The sequence below is a fragment of the Kribbella sp. NBC_00359 genome (assembly GCF_036097425.1).
In the GTDB taxonomy this organism is placed as follows: domain Bacteria; phylum Actinomycetota; class Actinomycetes; order Propionibacteriales; family Kribbellaceae; genus Kribbella.
Genome location: NZ_CP107975.1, coordinates 355,821 through 373,792, shown reverse-complemented (window position 1 = coordinate 373,792; position 17,972 = coordinate 355,821). Strand labels below are relative to the sequence as shown.

13 protein-coding genes and 4 pseudogenes are annotated in these 17,972 nt (G+C 65.2%); 14 read left to right on the top strand and 3 right to left on the bottom strand.

Annotation, left to right across the window (positions count from 1 at the left end):
• Window positions 1-4 precede the first annotated feature (4 nt).
• Genes OG876_RS01750 through OG876_RS01740 form a run of 3 tightly spaced genes read left to right on the top strand, consistent with a single transcriptional unit; the run spans window position 5 to window position 2,353 of the window.
• The gene (locus tag OG876_RS01750) at window positions 5-469 is read left to right on the top strand and encodes an FAD-binding oxidoreductase (protein ID WP_328522944.1); all 465 of its coding nucleotides are present in this window, start codon (window positions 5-7) and stop codon (window positions 467-469) included.
• A complete protein-coding gene (locus OG876_RS01745) occupies window positions 435-1,088 on the top strand; it encodes a hypothetical protein (RefSeq protein WP_328522943.1) in 654 nt (217 codons plus the stop codon). The genes OG876_RS01750 and OG876_RS01745 overlap by 35 nt, the downstream gene beginning before the upstream one ends.
• Window positions 1,085-2,353 carry a hypothetical protein gene (locus OG876_RS01740; RefSeq protein ID WP_328522942.1) on the top strand — a complete coding sequence of 423 codons (1,269 nt, stop codon included), beginning with the start codon at window positions 1,085-1,087 and terminating at the stop codon, window positions 2,351-2,353. The genes OG876_RS01745 and OG876_RS01740 overlap by 4 nt, the downstream gene beginning before the upstream one ends.
• Here the strand turns inward: OG876_RS01740 and OG876_RS01735 are convergent.
• Window positions 2,266-3,123, bottom strand: a complete 858-nt coding sequence (locus OG876_RS01735; protein WP_328522941.1) for an alpha/beta hydrolase — start codon at window positions 3,121-3,123, stop codon at window positions 2,266-2,268. The two genes, OG876_RS01740 and OG876_RS01735, sit on opposite strands and share 88 nt — an antisense overlap.
• A gap of 363 nt (window positions 3,124-3,486) precedes the next feature.
• Here OG876_RS01735 and OG876_RS43905 point away from each other — a divergent pair.
• The 6 genes and pseudogenes from OG876_RS43905 to OG876_RS43900 all read left to right on the top strand — a co-directional run.
• Window positions 3,487-3,666: pseudogene (locus OG876_RS43905) on the top strand (transposase); the annotation flags it as partial.
• Window positions 3,667-3,679: 13 nt separating this feature from the next.
• Window positions 3,680-4,456: pseudogene (locus tag OG876_RS01730) on the top strand (IS256 family transposase).
• 326 nt (window positions 4,457-4,782) lie between these two features.
• A complete protein-coding gene (locus OG876_RS01725) occupies window positions 4,783-6,954 on the top strand; it encodes a S8 family serine peptidase (RefSeq protein WP_328522754.1) in 2,172 nt (723 codons plus the stop codon).
• Between the two features lie 257 nt (window positions 6,955-7,211).
• Window positions 7,212-7,436 carry a hypothetical protein gene (locus OG876_RS01720; protein ID WP_328522940.1) on the top strand — a complete coding sequence of 75 codons (225 nt, stop codon included), beginning with the start codon at window positions 7,212-7,214 and terminating at the stop codon, window positions 7,434-7,436.
• A gap of 285 nt (window positions 7,437-7,721) precedes the next feature.
• Entirely contained in the window at window positions 7,722-9,689 is a 1,968-nt protein-coding gene (locus OG876_RS01715; RefSeq protein ID WP_328522939.1) for a S8 family serine peptidase, read from the top strand.
• A 1,097-nt stretch (window positions 9,690-10,786) separates the two neighbouring features.
• A complete protein-coding gene (locus OG876_RS43900) occupies window positions 10,787-10,978 on the top strand; it encodes a hypothetical protein (protein ID WP_442914087.1) in 192 nt (63 codons plus the stop codon).
• Between the two features lie 206 nt (window positions 10,979-11,184).
• On the opposite strand, the gene OG876_RS43895 is transcribed toward OG876_RS43900, so the two are convergent.
• Both OG876_RS43895 and OG876_RS01705 read right to left on the bottom strand, forming a co-directional pair.
• Window positions 11,185-11,613, bottom strand: coding sequence for a transposase (locus OG876_RS43895; protein ID WP_442914152.1), 429 nt, complete (start codon window positions 11,611-11,613; stop codon window positions 11,185-11,187).
• A 177-nt stretch (window positions 11,614-11,790) separates the two neighbouring features.
• Window positions 11,791-12,640, bottom strand: a pseudogene (locus tag OG876_RS01705) (IS256 family transposase); the annotation flags it as partial.
• A 63-nt stretch (window positions 12,641-12,703) separates the two neighbouring features.
• Here OG876_RS01705 and OG876_RS01700 point away from each other — a divergent pair.
• The 5 genes and pseudogenes from OG876_RS01700 to OG876_RS01680 form a co-directional block, all read left to right on the top strand.
• Window positions 12,704-14,482, top strand: coding sequence for an IS1182 family transposase (locus tag OG876_RS01700; protein WP_328522938.1), 1,779 nt, complete (start codon window positions 12,704-12,706; stop codon window positions 14,480-14,482).
• A 175-nt stretch (window positions 14,483-14,657) separates the two neighbouring features.
• A complete protein-coding gene (locus tag OG876_RS01695) occupies window positions 14,658-15,848 on the top strand; it encodes an IS110 family transposase (RefSeq protein ID WP_328522937.1) in 1,191 nt (396 codons plus the stop codon).
• Window positions 15,849-15,887: 39 nt separating this feature from the next.
• Window positions 15,888-16,034 carry a hypothetical protein gene (locus OG876_RS01690; RefSeq protein ID WP_328522936.1) on the top strand — a complete coding sequence of 49 codons (147 nt, stop codon included), beginning with the start codon at window positions 15,888-15,890 and terminating at the stop codon, window positions 16,032-16,034.
• The gene (locus tag OG876_RS01685) at window positions 16,007-16,690 is read left to right on the top strand and encodes an IS3 family transposase (RefSeq protein WP_328522935.1); all 684 of its coding nucleotides are present in this window, start codon (window positions 16,007-16,009) and stop codon (window positions 16,688-16,690) included. Before OG876_RS01690 ends, OG876_RS01685 begins: the two co-directional genes overlap by 28 nt.
• Window positions 16,618-17,788, top strand: a pseudogene (locus tag OG876_RS01680) (IS30 family transposase); the annotation flags it as partial. The gene OG876_RS01685 and the pseudogene OG876_RS01680, both read left to right, overlap by 73 nt.
• Window positions 17,789-17,972: the final 184 nt, after the last annotated feature.

Below are 17,972 nucleotides of genomic sequence, written 5' to 3'. Positions count from 1 at the left end.
TGTGATGAGTGAAAACATCCTCTTGGATTTCTCGGGCTACCGTACCGATGGCCCCCATCATCGCCTGGTTGTCCCGGACAGCGTCGAGGAGGTGCGCACAGCCGTCCTCGCGGCCAACGTCGACCGGGTCCCGGTAAGGATTCGCGGCAACGGACATGGCATGAATGGTGCGAACATCCCGCTCGACGGTGAGATCGTCGTCCGCACGTCCGCCCTGAATCACTACCGTTTCGGGCCCGAAGGCACGGTGACCGTCGGGGCGGGAGCAGCGGTCGGGGACGTGGACACGTTGCTGAAGTCCCACGGATACGCCCTTCCCGTCATCGCCGATTCGATTGACCCCGGGACCAAGCTGAGTCCGGAGCCTGGGCGGCTACGCCGCATCCGGGGGCTTCGGTTCAGGCAGTGCCCGTTACGGCGGCTTCTGGGAGAACGTGCGGGAACTGGTCGTTGTCACCGGTGGCGGTGAGTTGCTGACGCTCTATCCCGAGGATGATTGCTTCCGTTGGTTCTTCGGTTCCATGGGACAGCTCGGCATCGTGGTTCAGGTCACGTTAGACATCGTTCCCTCTCTGGGCACGGACGGTGTATATCCGGTGGGGATGTCCGGTCGCGTGCCGGCCACATCCGCCGGGCACCCGAAACAGCTCTGGTGGTATGTCTTCACTTCGGCGGACAGATGGCAGGAACTCAAGATGGCGGTCCGGCGGATAGGCATCCGGCATTCCGGAGTCTGGCAGGGGTGGCCGGCCTTCGACTATCCGATCGCCTTCCGGAACTTCAACCCGCCGCTCCTCTATCGGCGTCAGGAATCGATCGTGTGCGTCGGAGTCTATGGCGACCAGAAAGGCGGCGCATGGGACTGGCAGCAAGTCCGGTCTCTGGATAGGGAGTTCATCGAGTGGTCGCGCTCAGAACCCGATACCTGGCTGCATGTGTCTACTCATCTCACATTTGAGGACTTCGATTTCCGTGCCCACTTCGGCGACGAAACGATGAAGAAGTTTGCGGCTGTCAAGCGGATGTGTGATCCGAACTGGTCACTTGTTCCGGGGCCGCTCGCCACGGCGCTACGGGATTCGGAATGACATCCGGGATCGGCGTTGTCGCCGAGCGGCTACGTCCGGAGGACGATCCGACCATGGTCGTCTTCGGGGAGCGGAAACTGCGCGCCCTCTGCCGCGCGGCCGGTCTGGGCGACCGAGAGGAGGAAGTCGCCCGGGGATACCGGCTGATGAGCGAGTCCTGGGGAGAACGTAAGATCAGTGAGCCGCCGCGCTGGTCGTTCGCCAACCCTGACAGCACGCCGGTGCAGTTCTCGATCGTCCTGGAAGACGAGCCCGTGTCGGTGAGCGTTTCGTTGGAGGCCCAAGCGGAGGCAGGCACTCCCAGGGCGTACTGGGATGCAGGGCGGCGTCTCACCACCCGGCTGTCCCGTACCTACGGACTGTCTCTGGAACAGCTGGAACACATCCAGGATCTCTTCGTGCCGCACGGCCCGGGGTTCATCTCCATGGCGATGTATCACGCGGCCGGGTGGCGCAAGCAAGGCCCGCCTCTGGCGAAGGTCTACCTAGGGGTCGATCAGGACGGGTCGGCAGCGTTGCGCACGTGCGAAGAAGCACTCGGCAGGCTCGGCCTCGGCGGGCAGTGGTCCCGCATCGCGGATCAGTTGCATCGCGATGACGTCGTCTCCTATGTCAGCCTCGATCTCGACACCGGACCTTGTGGCCGGACGAAGGTGTACGTCCATCATCGAGGGCAGTTGACGGTTGAACGCCTTGAAAGCGTCGCGCGGCTCGCCGCAGACTACGTGCCGGGTGATCTCGACACCTTGGTCGAACTGGCACGGCAGAGCGAGGACGCCGCTCGCTGGCAGCCGGGAGTGACGACTCGAGAGCGGCTCCAATGGCGTTCGAACCGTCGCCGACGCTGGCAGGCTCTGACCTATCTTTCCATCGGACCGGACCGGGAGCAGCCTGTTGAGTCGGCGGTGCCACAACTGTCCCTGCCGACCCTGGTGCACAACGATGCGCAGGCGGCCGAACTCGTCCGGGGCATCTCGGAGAGCTTCGGTATGTCAGGGACGAGCCGAGCCGCGTATGAACGGTGTCGTGCGGTCTTCGCGCCGTCACCCATGGATCAGGAGATGTACGCTCACGAGTACCTGAGCTTCAGGCGCGTCAACGGGAAGCCTCGCACGGTGGTCTACTTCAACCCGAGGATGTTCTTGGCCAGGCACGGTCTGACCAACGGGGATCTGACTCAGGGCTGGTCCAGGTTCGGTGGCTCGGGCCTCGACAGAAGTATGTCCCGCAACGACGCTGCGAAGCCGCGCGGATGGGTGCGATAACCCTCATGCCCGCCTGGCAACTCGGTGAGCGGGACGGTCAGGCGAGACGCGAGGCTGTGGGAGCAGCGATGCGGCCATACGTGCCGCGAAGTGCGACCGGCCGTCGGGATGATCTGCGTTGTCGCCGCTCGCTCCACCAACCCGTCCACGTCCATGACGTAGCGGCGGACAGCCTGTGACTCCTGAGAAAGAAAGAAGTCGGCGTTCGCGGCCGTCCTCATCCCGACGCGGGGCGGCGACAGGTCCGGCTCCGCGCCGGCCGTGTCGGCGCCGTTGAGCAGGCCCAGTTGTCGCATTGCGGCTCGTCGCCCGGCCAGTCGATAGGTCTCGTCCACCAGATGGTGGGACCGGTGCGCCGCGTCCCGCGCCTGATCGTCGAGGAACGGTGCGTACGAGGCCTCATGAGACACGAGGGTGCCAACCTGACCGGGATGACGGATGACCAACTCCAGGCCGATGATGGCCCCGATGCTGCAGCCGAACACCAAGGCGGGGTCCGGCGTATGGACGGCGAGCAGCCGGTGGGCGTCGTCGGCGTGAATCTCCACGCTCGGCGGCGGAACTCCGTCGGTGAGCGGACTGCGTGACTGTCCTCGGCGGTCGTACGTCAGCAGTGTGAACTGGGATTCCAGCTGATCAGCCAGGGCGTCAGCGTTGTCCGCATCGCCGCTCCCGCTGGGAAGTATCAGCAACAGCGGTCCACGGCCACGAAGCTTGAAATGCAACATAGCCCCGGGAACGGGCAGGACGCCGACCTCCGTGTTGATCATTCGATCTCCTCAAGTGTTGCGGCCATTATTCCGCATACGAGTAGAGGCCGAGAGGGAATGTAACAAGTTCGGTGCAACTCCCAATCGTGGGAGTAGATCTGATGACCGAGATGATGTCTGGCGTGGAGCACGCTGAGGAGCCGAAGCCCGTCGCTAGGCTGGATGGCCTGGATGAGCAGCTGGTCGAGCAGTTGACATGGTGCGGGCCAAGGCTGGTGGGCTGCGGTTGACCGGTGAGGGTGGGTTGTTGCAGCAGTTGACCAAGCGGGTGCTGGAGTCGGCGCTGGAGGGTCAGATCACCCACCACTTGGGCTAGACAAGCACGATCCGGCCGGTCGCGGGACGGGCAACTCGCGCAACGGGGTGCGTTCCAAGACCGTGCTGACCGATGTCGGCGAGGTCGAGATCGACGTGCCCCGGGATCGGGACTCCAGTTTCGAGTCGAGGATCGTCGCCAAGCGGCAGAATCGGCTGTCGGGTGTAGACGATGGGGTAATCTCGTTGTCGGCCAAGGGACTGACCACCGGTGAGATCTCTGCGAACCTGGCCGAGGTCTATGGGGCGGAGGTGTCGCGGCAGACGATCTCCACGATCACCCGACAAGGCGGTCGAGGGCATGGTCGAGTGGCGGAACCGGCCGCTGGATGCGGTCTGTCCGGTGATGTTCATCGACGCGATCCACGTCAAGGTCCGCGACGGTCAGGTGTCGAACCGGCCGATCTGACGTCACCATGGCGGTGACCTGTGAGGGGCACCGCGACATCTTGGGTTGTGGGCCGGTGACGGCGACGAGGGCGCGAAGTACTGGCTGCACGTGCTGACCGAACTGCAGAACCGCGGAGTGTCCGATGTGTTGATGGTGGTGTGTGACGGCCTGGCCGGGCTGCCGGACGCGATCGGCGCCGTCTGGCCGCGGGCGATCACCCAGACCTGCATCGTGTACCTGCTCCGCAACAGCTTCCGCTACGCCGGCCGCTAGCACTGGGCCACGATCGCCAAGGCCCTCAAGCCGGTCTACACCGCCCCGACCGAGGCCGCCGCCAAGGAGCGGTTCACCGAGTTCGTGCCGTTCCTGGCCTTCGATCCCGAGATCCGCCGGGTGATCTGTTCGACCAACGCCATCGAGTCCGTCAACGCCCGGATCCGCCGCGCGGTCAAGGCCCGCGGCCACTTCCCCAACTACCTCGCGGTCATGGGCCTGAACCCGACGGGCATCGGCCGCAAACGCTGGACGATGCGCTGGAACCCGCACTCAACGCATTCGGGATCGCCTTCGACGGTCGCCTCACCGCCGAACGCAAGTAGCCTCACCTCGGTTACGCCGCTCCTTTGACAGACCCACGTACCGTCACCCGAGGCTATGACAACCGATCCCGGCTCCTCGACTGGTACCTGACGGTGTCACGGAATCGGGGCCATGCCGTTCCGGAGACGCGTCACACATGAGTACATGTTGCTCTCGGAGTAGCGATCCGCGGTTGTCATGCTCGGCTTCCGTTGAGGCCCTCGAACCCGTGGGGCCTCGTGACCATGACGGTTTGAGCGGCAGTGGGGTGGATTGTGAGAGCTAGTAGGCCACGACGATTGTCCCGGCTCGCGGCATTGGTGGTCGCTGTTTCGTCCCTGGTAGCCACGGCGGGTTGGGCCGCTGGTGCCAAGATGATGCCGGAGCCAGCGAGGTCTGCACCGAGGATTCTCGGTGCGGATTCCGGCGCCACCGCCGGGCAGTACATCGTCGGTCTGAAGGACGACGCTTGGGTCACGGCGCATGGTGTTCCGACGAGCGCGAAACAACTGGCGCACGCGTATCAGGGGCACGTCAAGAACGTCTGGCAGGCCGCACTGCACGGGTTCTCCGTGAGTATGAATGCCGACCAGGCGCTGAAACTTGCGGCCGACCCGAATGTCGCCTGGGTCCAGCAAGAGCACCGGTATCACACCAACAGCACACAGGTGAAACCCTCAGTGGTGGGTGCGGATGTCTGGGGGATCGATCGGCTGGACCAGCGGCAGCAGCCGCTGAATGATCGCTTCCGCTACCAGGGCACCGCAGGAGCCGGCGTGCGAATATACGTCGTCGATTCCGGGATCCACGCAATCGATCCAGTGACCGGAGCGGCCAACCCTGATTTCGGCACACGTGTGACACTCGGACCGAACTTCGTTACCTCCGAGTCACCGGCGCACCCCAATTCGGACGACTGTCTCGGGCACGGCACAGCCGTGGCGGGGCTCGCGGCCAGCGCCAGGTACGGCGTCGCGAAGGCCGCACAGCTCGTGGCTCTGCGAGCATTCGACTGTAAGGGGAATGCGGATACTGACGATCCCATCATCAATGCCATCAACTATGTGATCACGAACGGCATCAAGCCTGCCGTCATCAACCTGAGCCTGGGACCTGAATGCGTGGACCCGGACGGCCCTGGACAGCCTACTGCTTGCGCTTCAGGCTCCTTTCCGGCCATCGTCGCCGCGGTGGAGAGCGCGATTCAGCACGGCATTCCCGTGGTGACCGCCGCCGGAGAGGCACTGAGGCCGAACACGCATCCGATTGACGACTGCGGCGATCCTCTGGCAGCCGCTGCCGGCACGATCAGCGTCGGCGCGACCAACGCCACCAATGACGGCTACGCCGCATATTCGGACTTCGGTCAATGTGTCAGTATCTGGGCACCAGGAACCAACCTCCAATCGGACAGCTGGGCGTCCTTTACCGCGACCGTTACCTCCTCGGGTACGTCGTTCGCCGCGCCGTATGTGGCGGGGGCGGTGGCGATGTTGCTTGGCACGGGCCAATTTTCCACCGTGCCGGATGTCCAGCTCGCGGCAGCAGTCAAGGCACAAATCATCAGCAATGCTACTGAAGGCCAGATCACCGGCCTGCCCAGTTCGTCGCGAAACGCTCTGCTCTACGTCCCGCCTACGCTTGAGGGTTCCTCCGTAGCCCTGGCCAAGACCAGCACTGGCGCGCTGCAGGCGTTCGGGACCGTTTCCGCGCCGGGTAACATGTTCTTCAGCAACCAGACAGCGCCGAACGCGCATACCTGGAATGCCTGGACACAGTCAGCCAACAGAGAGTGGCTCTCAACCGCCGCCGACGCCAATGCCGATACCCGTGTGCAACTGATGGGCCTGACCAACACCGGCAGCATTTTCCAGCGCCAGCAAGCGAAGGTCGACATGCCGGGGTTCGTCGGCTGGTCCCAGGTGAACGGTCTCCTACAGTCCGTCGCCATCGCCCGCAACCAGAACGGCGTCATCGAAGGACTGGGTGTCAACAAGGATGGCACGGCGTTCTTCAATGCCCAGAGCTCGGCCGGCGCCTCCACGTGGGGATCATCATGGACGCCCTTCACATTCACGGGCGCCCCAGTTCCCGAGTTCACGTCCATCGCCGCCGAAACCGACAACGACAACGTGATCGAGTCCTTCGCCGTCGACACGCACGGACGGGTCTGGAAGAGCGAGCAGACCAGCCCCAACGCCGGTACCTGGACCGAATTCACCCAACTCACCGACCCCTCCAACCAGCTGGTCAGCGAAGTGGCCGTGGCCCGCGACGGCACAGGCAAACTCGACCTGATAGCCACCGACGCCTCCAACGCCATGTACCAACGGTCCCAGACCGACCCCGGCGCCGCCACATGGACCCCATGGACCCTTATCCGCAACGGCTCGGCGATCATGCACCTGGCCGCCGAGACCAACGCCAACGGCACCGTCGCGCTCCTCACCGTCGACGACACCGGATCCATCGTCCAAATGGACCAGACCAGCCCCGGCTCCACCATCTACGACAACTTCACAATCAACGGCACACTGCGGTCCTGAACTGAAGAAGAACCATCCCCTGCTGCCGGGTGCCCGTGGCACCCGGCAGCGGAACCTCGATGATGACTGACACAGCCACACAGGTGCGGCAGTGGGCCTGGCCCGGGACCGGCTCACCGCCTGGGTGACCGGTGACTCACCGGGCGCCCGCCAGCGGCCCGTCGGAACGCGTACCAGCCGCGATCTCGGCCGGAAGACCATGCACGCCGTACAGCGGCGACGCCTGAGCGATCCGTCGCCAGACATCGGGCAGTAGGTTGATCGGCGCCGCCGTAGCACCGAACAGCCAGCGCGACGCTCGGCTGGCTCAGCAACGAAGAAACGTCAGCCACACCGCTGTCAACGCAACCGCCGCCCGGATCGTGTTCTGTGATCTCACCGAGGTCTGGGGCAGCGATACGGAGCGATCGTGCGGCTTGCCGGACAGCACCCGGGGGGAAGCGTTCATCCCGTTCCTCCACCATGACGTCGAGATCGTCTGATCCTGGGCTCCACCAACGCGATCGAGTCCCTCGACGCTCGCTACCGGCGGGGGCACTCCCCCACAGGCTGCGCCAAATTGCCCCTACCTGGTCGCCCGGTCTATGGACCGAGCTGGGACCGTCCCGATCCGTTGTGGTGGCTTGCCCGAGTAGCCGTTACTCAGGCGTTGGCAGTTGGCGAGTACTTAGATGTGTGCGATGAGTGCGAGGTGCATTCGCTGACCTCCGGGACCGACCCGGATGAGGGGTGTGGTGCGTATGAACAGGTGGGTGCGGATATCGTCCGTGGCGCCGGTCGTGGGCTTGGTCATCGCCGGACAGATGCTGGCCGGGATTGGGCCGGCGGTCGCTGCACGGTCATCGACTGCGACGCTCGCTGTGGAGAGCGGGCCGGGGGCGACTGTCAAGCAGCGGATTCCGGAATTGCTTCCGAACGCGACGTGGGGTCTCGATCGACTGGATCAGCGGATGCCGTCTGCCGACGGCACATACAACTATCGTGCTGCGGCGGGTCGCGGTGTTCACGTGTACGTAGTCAGCACGGGGATCGACGGAAGCAACCCTGATTTCGGCGGCCGTGTTGAATATGGACCGAACGTTGTGTCGACAGAGTCACCTGAACGACCTGACTCCAGCGACTGCGGTGGACACGGGACGCGGCTCGCAAGTTTGATCGGTGGGTCCATGTTCGGTGTGGCCAAGAACGCCACGTTGGTATCCGTGCGCGCGGCGGACTGTAATGGCAGAACGACAAGCGAAGATATCTCTGACGCGCTTGGCTGGATCTGGGTCCACGGACAGACCCCGGGAGTGGTCTTTCTCGATCTGGGGCGTGTCTGCAAGAACGAGGATGGGACTCCAGGCGAGTGTCCCGACGGCTACGTCGAAGACATCAAGCTTGCCGAGACCCGCCTGATCAATACTGGCTTCCCACTGGTTATCGGCGCCGGTGACGAGAAAGCGAACGCATGTGACAACGCTATCGGTTCGCCGCCCACTGCGATCACTGTTGGTGCTGTCACACAAGACGATACCTATCTAGACAACTCCAACTACGGTCCCTGCGTGGATATCTGGGCGCCAGGCGCCAATATCGAGACAGACGCGAATCGTCCGGGGCGTGTTGAGGTCGCCTCGGGGACGGCCGTCGCGGCTGCCTATGTCACAGGTGCCGTGGCTGAGATCCTCGGCTCGGGTCAGGTCACACCGCCCGAGTCGAGCTGGTCCGACTTCCCGCCTATCGTCAAGGCAGCCGTCGTGGCGAACGCGACTCTGGGCCAGATCAGGTTCGCGCCCTCTGACAACACCTCACCAAACAGACTCGTCTACGTCCCGCCAACAGTAGAGGGAACCTCCGTCGCACTCGCCAGGACTGGCTCTGGCGAGTTGCAGGCGTTCGGGACGAATGCCGCCGGGACAATGTACGCCACCAAGCAAACCGCCCCGAACGCGCAAACCTGGAACAACTGGTCTCCATCAGCCAACACCGGTTGGCTCTCAACCGCAGCCGACACCAACGCCGACAGTCGGGTGCAACTGTTGGGCCTAACCAACTCCGACGAAGTCTGGCAACGTCAGCAAAGTGCGATTGGCGACCCAGCGTTCACCAACTGGGCCCAACTCACCGGTCACCTACGGTCAATCGCCGCGGCCCGTCCCCAAGGGGGAGACCAAATCGATCTGTTCGGGGTCGACAAAGACGGACGCGCAATGCACTCCCGGCAAGTCGGCCGGGGATCACCAGCCTACGGCCCATGGTTCCAATTCACCGAGTTCAGCGGAGATGCGCCCCTACCCCAATTCACCTCGATCGCCGCCGAGTCTGACAGCGCAGGCATCCTCAATGTCATGCTGGTCGATACCCACGGCCGCGTCTGGGCCACCGAACAGACCGCTGCTAACTCATTGACGTACTCGCCGCTGAAACCTGTCACGGAGATCGGCCATGATCGCCTCGTCAACGAGACGGCCCTCGCGCGCGACGGGACCGGCAAACTCGAGGTTCTCGGAATCGGCGCAGACGGCCTGTGGCAGCTCCAGCAAACCATCCCAGGAGACCCTATCTCATGGGGCAACTGGACCCTCGTCGCCGGAATACCTGGCCTCATGCACATCGCGGCAGAAACCAACGCCAACGGCAACGTCCTAGCACTCACAGTCGACGCCGACGGCAACATCCTGCAGCACACTCAAATCACACCTGGCTCCACCAATTACACCCTACGCACACTCCCCGGGAGCCTACGCTCATAGCCCCTGACCCATCGCGCCGCGGCATCCGGTGTCACCGACGTCTCGGACCTTCCGTTCAAGACCTCCACGATCGTCCTGAGGTCAAGAGGGGGATCTCGACGCCACGAAGGGGAAGCCCATTGGTGGTCCGAGTATCTCAGCGCGCCGATCGCGTCGTTGAGCTAAGAGCGCCTGTGGGCTCAGCTGACCGCCCCCGGTGGTGGATCGGCCCACTGGAGCAGCGAAGCACACGTGGACCAGGGTGGAACGGACAACCACCCTGGTCCGCCGCAGTGATCAGCCCGTCGGGCCGGCCTCATTGCTAGTGCGACCGTTTCGGAGGTCTTCTGACAGTTGGCTTTGCTGAGGACGTGCTCGGCTGTCTTTGTCCAGACGAACGGGTGGGATCGGCCGTTCCAGCCGGAGATGGAGGCCGGGATCTTGGCCGTGAGGCCGCGGACGGATCGGAAGGTGCCGCGGTGGATGGCTTGGCGTTCGATGATGGAGAACCACACCTCGCCTCATCCAGGAAGCGCAGGTGGGGTGGAGTGCATGTTGAGGCTGGGTTGTCGGCCAGCCAAGCCTTGATCGTGGCGTGTTTGCCGGCAGCGTAGTTGTCCATCACCAGGTGCAGCGACCGCTTGGCTGCGCAGCTGTGGGCCTCGGTCCAGGTCGAGACCGGCCACGGTCCTCGGCACACTTCCAGACCCTCTTGCGCCACCGCACCACCACCGGTCCCCGAAGCACGAAGCGTCATGCAAGCCAACGGCACGACGACCGCGACAACCCCGCACGAGACACAGCTCGGCAGCCCCCGGCCAGCCTCAACATCCAGCACGAGCGTGCCACCGTCACGAACAATAACCGCGGCGACACACACACCTTCAACACCGAAGATTCATCAGTCCGGGTACACCACGACGCACCGAATCCACACCAGCGGGCCACTCGAAGCCTTCAAGATCGGCTACTTGGTCGCAACCGACCCTTGAAAGCCACCAACACGCCACGCGCAGCGAACACCTCCCCCATGCTCAACTCCGAAGAGCCCTTTCACTGTTCAGGCGCTGAGCGCCGTGAGGTCGGTGTCGGGGTTCACCTCCGTGGTGAACCCCGAGGTGAGCGTTGGCGCGGACGTCGAGGCCGAGGCAGCGGCGGCCCTCTATCCAGTCGCCATGCTGTTCGGCCAGCACGACGCCGGCGAGCCGGACCAGGACATTGCGGTCGGGGAAGAGGTGGACCAGCGGGAACTTCCGCCATCGCCGATGTTGCCGGACGAGCCCTCAGATCCGCGCCGATCGCTGCCGTGAGCCCTATGGGCGTCGCTGGTGAAGAGCCAGACTCCCGATGGGCCCCGGGCGACCAGGTTCCCCGGACGCCAGTCCGCCGCCGTTCCTCGGCGCTCGTGACTTGCAAGCCGAGGAACTCGCGGTACCCCGTCACCGTTCACACCCGTCGCGACCAGGGCGTGCTCGTTGACTACCCGGCCACCTTTTCGCCGCCTCTCATCGTCACATCAGCCGCCACCAAATGTGTAGGTCCCTTCGTTCAGGGACCGTTCGCGACAGTCGCAGACCAACTCGTCCATGTCCCTGGCTATCACCGACACCCGCGACCGCGACAGACCGGAGATGCCCAGCGATTCCACCAACCGATCCATCCGCAGCGTCGAAACACCGAGCAGAGGCAGGTCACCACAACACTGGTCAGAGCCCGCTCCGCGCGACAGCAACGCTCCAGCAACCAGTCCCCGGAAGCACGGCCCGGGCCGCAATTTCGTGATCGCAACATCGATCGTGTGCGCCCGGGTATCGAGTTCGCGGTGCCGGTGCCCGTTGCGCTGACTGGTCCGCCCCAGGCTCGGCCGACCGCTCACTGCTGGGCCACGGACTAGCCCTTCGGATGCGCGATCGGCAGCGACCAAGGCTTCGAACGGCGGTACCATGCGATGCACCTGGAAAGTCTGGCGCGCTCACCGATAGAAGAAATGGGCCCACGGCAACGGACGCTCTCGTGTCCGGCCAACTGACTCATACGCGCACTGTTACCAGCAAGCGGGTTGCGTCCCCGCTGAGTGGTGGAAGTTGGTCGTCACGGTGTGTGGGTCGGCGCGTGGTGTTGATCATGCCGTGAGGAGTGCGGTTGGCGCCACCTCCTCGGCCGTTGGGGTGGGGTTGAGGAGTGCCATGGAGCCTTCGGACAGGTAGCGGCGTTCGGAGATCTGCCATTCGTCGTGGGTTTCGACGAGCACGGATCCGGCCAGCCGTAGCAGGGCGGCCGGGGTTGGGGAAGACCCCGACGACGTCGGTGCGGCGTTTGATCTCGTTGTTCACCCGTTCGAGGGGGTTGGTGGACCAGATCTTCTTCTGGTGCGACCCGGGGAAGTCGGCGAACGCGGTGACGTCGTCGGCCGCGGCGCGCAGCATGGCTTCGACCTTGGGCAGTTGGCGGCCGAGCATGGTGGCGATCACGTCGAGTTGTTCGCGGACGTGGACCGGGTCGGGTTGGGCGAAGATGGTGCGGATCGCGGCCGCGACCATGTCGGCGTGGCCCTTGGGGACCTGGGCGAGGACGTTGCGCAGGAAATGGACCCGGCACCGCTGCCACGCCGCGCCGAGCAGCACGGCCTCGATCGCGTGTTTGAGGCCGGCGTGGGCGTCGGAGATGACCAGCTGGACCCCGTGCAGGCCGCGGGTCTTCAGCGACCGCAGGAACGCGGTCCAAAACGCGCCGTCTTCGGAGTCGCCGACGTCGAACCCGAGCACCTCGCGGCGCCCGTCGGCCGCGACCCCGGTGGCCACCACGACCGCCTGCGACACCACCCGGTGATCGACTCTGGCCTTGCAGTAGGTGGCGTCCAGGAACACATACCGGAACGGCTGCTCGGAAAGCGACCGGTCCCGGAACGCGGCCACCTCGACATCCAACTCGGCGCAGATCCGCGACACCTCCGACTTGGAGATCCCCGAATCGGGCCTGACCCGTTTTGACGGACATCCGAGATCAGGAGCTTGTGCTCCGGAAGGATGTTCATCATGGAGTCCATGGGCAAGAAGAGGCCGCGGTCTCGTCGTTCGTTCACGCGTGAGTTCAAGGCGGAGATCGTGGAGTTGTGTCAGCGCGGTGACCGGTCGGTGGGGCAGGTCGCGAAGGACTTCGATCTGACCGAGACCGCGGTGCGGGAGTGGTTGAAGCAGGCCGAGCGCGATGCCGGCACCGGCGACGGTGGGTTGACCACGAGCGAGCGAGAAGAGCTCAACCAGTTACGGCGGGAGGCTCGGCGGCTCCGCGAGGATGTCGAGATCCTCAAGCGGGGAGGCTGTCGCACGAATCTGAGCCAACGCGTGCGTTTCGCGGCCGGTTGGTGGGTCCTGGCTCGGGAGAATCGTTGTGTGGGTTACAACTTCACGCGGGTGGATCGTGAGCAGTTGATGTTGATGCCGCCGTCGGTGGCGGACTGGTTGCCTGAGGATCATTTGGCGTGGTTCGTGTTGGATGTGGTGGCTGAGCTTGATCTGTCGGGGTTCCTGGCCGGGTACCGTGCCGATGGCCGGGGTGGGGCTGCCTATGACCCGGAGATGATGCTCGGTGTGCTCATCTACGCCTACTGCGTGGGGGAACGGTCCAGCCGCAGGATCGAGAAGCGGCTGGTCGAGGATGTGGCATTCCGGGTCGTTGGTGCGAACCAGCAGCCCGATCACGCGACGATCGCCCGATTCCGCGCTACTCATGAGACCGCGATTGCGGGGGTATTCGGTCAGGTCTTGTCGCTGTGTGCTCGTGCCGGGCTGCTGCGTCCGGGGTTGATCGCGATCGATGGCACCAAGTTGTGTGCGAACGCCTCACGCGACGCCAACCGCACGGCAGTGCAGATCGCTGAGGAGATCCTCGCCGAGGCGGCCGCTGCGGATGCAGCCGAGGACGCAAGCGCTGACCAGGACCAGGACGGGCCCGCCGGCGAGCTGCGTGAGCGTGGCGGTCGCCGAGCCCGGCTACGTGCTCTGCTCGACGAGCTTGAGGCCGATGCGGCGGACAAGTCGTTCGAGGCGCATCTGGCCAGACGCGCAGAAATCGAGGCGACGACCGGTAAACCGATCCGCGGACGGCGGCCCTCGCCGACCGCCGCGACGCACAGGTCACGGCGGGAGGCCAACGTGACCGATCCGGACAGCAGGATGCTCAAGACCAAGGATGGTTACCTGCAGGGCTACAACGCCCAGGCGGTCGCGACCGAGCAGCAGTTCGTGATCGCAGCCGAGGTCACCAACCAGGCCAACGACGCGCCGGCCTACGCGCCCATGATCAGGGCCGCGAAGAAGAACCTCCGCACCGCAGGCGAGAAGCGACGGGTCCGCAGGGTCGTCGCGGACGCGGGCTACTGGAGCACCGACAACGTCAACTTCAAAGGCGTGGAGTCCTTCATTGCTCCCGGCCGCGCCAGGGAACTCAAGCGGATCGCCGAGACCGAGACACAGCGCACCGACATCCTTCAACGTGCTGAAGCCGGCGAGATCGACGCCCTCGAGGCCTCCAAACAACTGGGCGTGACCCGAGCGCGGGTGAACCAGCTGCTCCGTCGACGCCGTGGCGGAGACCCCGACCCATTGACGACCACGATGATCGGCAAGCTCGACACCCCACGAGGCCGCAAGACCTACAAGAAGAGAGCCGCGATCATCGAACCCGTCTTCGCCCAGATCAAGCACAACCGCAAGATCCGCGACCTCTCACGCCGTGGCCTGGCCGCCGTCGACAGCGAATGGAAGCTGATCTGCGCCACCCACAACCTGCTCAAGGTCTACCGGCTCACCTGACCGGCCCGGCCCGGCTCCGATCCAGCAGCTGGACACCGCTCGGATCGAATGGCTCCAGATTCGTGCGACAGCCTCCGGGCCACGGCTTTCTTCGCGTCAATGCCATGATCTTGGTGCCCGGCGGGGTTCGCTCGTTTCTTCGTTGCCTCGCGCATGTGTCGATGGCTTGTCCTCGATGTGCGGCTCCGCCGGGCACCCAGGGCGCGTGGGGATGTGGCTTGATAGGAGCCTGCCATCGTGCTCGATTGAGGCGTGCCCGCCTCGCGCGATCCCGGGATCCCTTCCTGTTCTCGACGTATGGAGTTCCCTCGGCATGGTCGTGATCGGCACCGATTCCCACAAACGCACCCACACCGTTGTCGCGGTCGACGACGTCGGCCGGCGGCTGGGAGTGAAGACTGTCCGCACCAACAGCGAGGGCCATCTGGAGCTGGTCCGCTGGTCGGCCCAGTTCGATGAGGTCGCCTTTGCGTTAGAGGATTGTCGGCATCTGACCCGCCGTCTGGAGGCAGATCTGCTCGCGGCTGGCTGTCGCGTGGTGCGTGTTCCCACCAAGCTGATGGCCGGTGCCCGCCGCGCGGCCCGGGAGCCGGGCAAGTCGGACCCGATCGACGCCGAGGCAGTGGCGCTGGCCGCGCTGCGTCACCCCGATCTGCCGGTTGCGGAGCTGGACGGACCGGCGCGTGAGGTGAAGCTGTTGTCGGACCACCGCCATGACCTGGTCGTTCAACGCACCCGGATCGCCTCGCAGATCAGGTGGTACCTGCACGAACTCGACCCCGACCTGGTGATCCCCTCCCGTGGTCTCAAGCGCCACGGTGTCGTCGCCGAGCTGCTCGTGGAGCTGGACCGATTCGACGGTGTGGTCGCGCGCCTGGCCCGCAACCTGCTGAGCCGGTGCGACGAGCTGAACCACCAGATCAACCCGCTCGAGGCCGAGCTGCGCACGCTGGTCCGTGCCATCGCTCCAAGCCTGCTGGACATCCCTGGATGCGGGGTGCTCTCGGCCGCGGTGCTCATCGGCGAAACCGCAGGCGTGCACCGGTTCCGCGACAAGGACGCCTTCGCCCGCTTCACCGGCACCGCGCCCGTCCCCGTCTGGTCCGGCGCCAGCAAGGGCAAGGTCCGGCTCAACCGCGGCGGCAACCGCGCAATGAACTGTGCCCTGCACATGATCGCGGTCACCCAAGCCCGCAAGGTCGGACCAGGACACGCCTACCTCGCCAAACAACAAGCACGCGGCAAGGACAAGACCGCCGCCCTGCGGCTGCTGCGCCGCCGGCTGTCCGACACCGTCTTCACCGCCCTGCGCGCCGACCAGCAACACGACACCAAAACCACGCCGCAAGTGGCCATCGCTGCCTGACCAGTGAGCCGCTTGACATAGGAGCATCAAGGAGACCCGGTGAACTGTTACCCGTTCATCGAGGCGGAGAAGCAGGGCGACCACAACGTGAAGCGGGCGTGTGAGTTGCTGCAGGTCTCTCGTTCCGCCTACTACGCCGACCGCACCGGCGGCCCTCGGTGCGCGAGCAGCGCGACGCCGAACTGACCGGCAAGATCGTCGAGATCCACGACGAGTCCCGCCTGACCTACGGCTCGCCGCGGGTCCACCGTGAGCTCCGAGCTCAAGGTGAGCGGTGTTCCCGCAAACGGGTCGTGCGGCTGATGCAGGCCGCCGGCCGGCACGGCCGGGTTCCGCGGCGGTGGAAGAAGACCACGATCCCTGACCCGGACGCCACCACCCGGCCGGACCTGATCGGCCGCGACTTCGCCGTCGACCCCGACCAACCGGGTCGGCTGGACCGCCGGTGGTGTGGCGACATCACCTACATTCACACCTGGGAGGGCTGGCTCTACCTGGCCACCGTGATCGATCTCGCCTCGCGGCGGGTGGTCGGCTGGGCGACCGCCGATCACCTGCGCGCCGACCTGGTCGCCGACGCCCTCACCGACGCGATCAACCGGCGCCGGCCCGCGCCCGGCGTGGCGTTCCACTCCGACAGGGGCTGTCAGGGCGGATTCAACTGGTCGTCGCAACACCTTGATCACGGAGGTGTTGGATGGGACGACAGAGGAAGCAGATGCCGCAGGCGCCGGCTGGGGCGCGACGGCAGTGGGCCGCGGACGGGGCGATGCGGGCGCCGATGCGCTCGCCGGGCCGCCCCGAGCCGTCGCGAGCTGTCCAACGGGAGTTCTGGCGTCTGATCGCGGCGGGGATCACAACGGTCCAGGCCGCCGAGGGGGTCGGCGTGTCGGCGCCGGTCGGCGTTCGATGGTTTCGACACGCTGGCGGGGTGTCGCCGCTGAGTCTGGACGAGCCAACTGGTCGGTACTTGTCGTTGGCTGAGCGTGAAGAGATCGCGCTGCTCAAGGCCCAGGACAAGGGTGTGCGCGAGATCGCCCGCACGATCGGCCGCGACCCCGGGACGGTTTCTCGTGAGTTGCGCCGCAATGCTGCGGCCAGGGGCGGCAAGCCGGTCTATCGCGCCGTGGTGGCGCAGTGGAAGGCACAGCAGGCAGCGAAGCGTCCGAAGGCGGCGAAGCTGGCGGGCAACGAGCAGTTGCGTGAGTACGTGCAGGACCGGCTCGCCGGGAATGTCCATGGGCCTGACGGCACGATCGTCCCGGGCCCCAAGACGCCGCCGTGGAAGGGTTTGAACAAGCCCCATCGCCAAGACCGGCGGTGGTCAACGGCGTGGAGTCCAGAGCAGATCGCGCAACGGCTGAAGGTCGACTTCCCCGATGATGAGTCCATGCGCATCAGCCACGAGGCGATCTACCAGTCGCTGTTCATCGAGGGGCGTGGTGCGCTCAAGCGTGAACTGGTTACGTGTCTACGCACGGGGCGAGCGCTGCGGGAGCCCAGGGCTCGGTCACGGAACAAGCCCCAAGGGCACATCACCGCCGACGTGGTCCTCAGCGAGCGTCCCGCCGAGGCCGAAGACCGTGCCGTTCCCGGCCATTGGGAAGGTGACCTGATCATTGGGACGGGCAGGTCGGCGATCGGAACGCTGGTCGAGCGCAGGAGTCGCTCAACGCTCCTGGTCCATCTGCCACGCAGAGGGCTGGGGCGAGAAGTCGTATGTGAAGAACGGGCCGTCGCTCGGAGGCTACGGGGCTGTCGCGATGAACGCGGCGCTGACTGCGTCGATGACCAACTTGCCTGAGCAACTGCGCAAGACCGTGACCTGGGATCGAGGGAAGGAGCTTTCGGGCCACGCACAGTTCGCGTTGGAGACCGGGACAAGAGTGTTCTTCGCTGACCCGCACTCACCGTGGCAGCGGCCGACGAACGAGAACACTGTGAGTGTTGGAGACGGCTCGACTGGGCCGTTGAGTCAGGCTGGTGTCGGCAGCTCGAGGTGACTCTCGAGAATACTGACCGCTTTAGAGGGCGTGTCTTTCGTTGGACCTGTTCCTGGGGTTGCCGGCACCGACCTGGCCCACTCGTCTTGGCTTGATTAGGAGCTTGTCCGCCGTTGCCGGC

Coding starts and splice junctions, on each gene's coding strand:
- OG876_RS01750 (WP_328522944.1), top strand. CDS start 5: ATGAGTGAAAACATCCTCTTGGATTTCTCGGGCTACCGTACCGATGGC.
- OG876_RS43895 (WP_442914152.1), bottom strand. CDS start 11,613: ATGGTACCGCCGTTCGAAGCCTTGGTCGCTGCCGATCGCGCATCCGAA.
- OG876_RS01700 (WP_328522938.1), top strand. CDS start 12,704: ATGGAGTCCATGGGCAAGAAGAGGCCGCGGTCTCGTCGTTCGTTCACG.
- OG876_RS01725 (WP_328522754.1), top strand. CDS start 4,783: ATGATGCCGGAGCCAGCGAGGTCTGCACCGAGGATTCTCGGTGCGGAT.
- OG876_RS01735 (WP_328522941.1), bottom strand. CDS start 3,123: ATGATCAACACGGAGGTCGGCGTCCTGCCCGTTCCCGGGGCTATGTTG.
- OG876_RS01740 (WP_328522942.1), top strand. CDS start 1,085: ATGACATCCGGGATCGGCGTTGTCGCCGAGCGGCTACGTCCGGAGGAC.
- OG876_RS01695 (WP_328522937.1), top strand. CDS start 14,658: ATGTGCGGCTCCGCCGGGCACCCAGGGCGCGTGGGGATGTGGCTTGAT.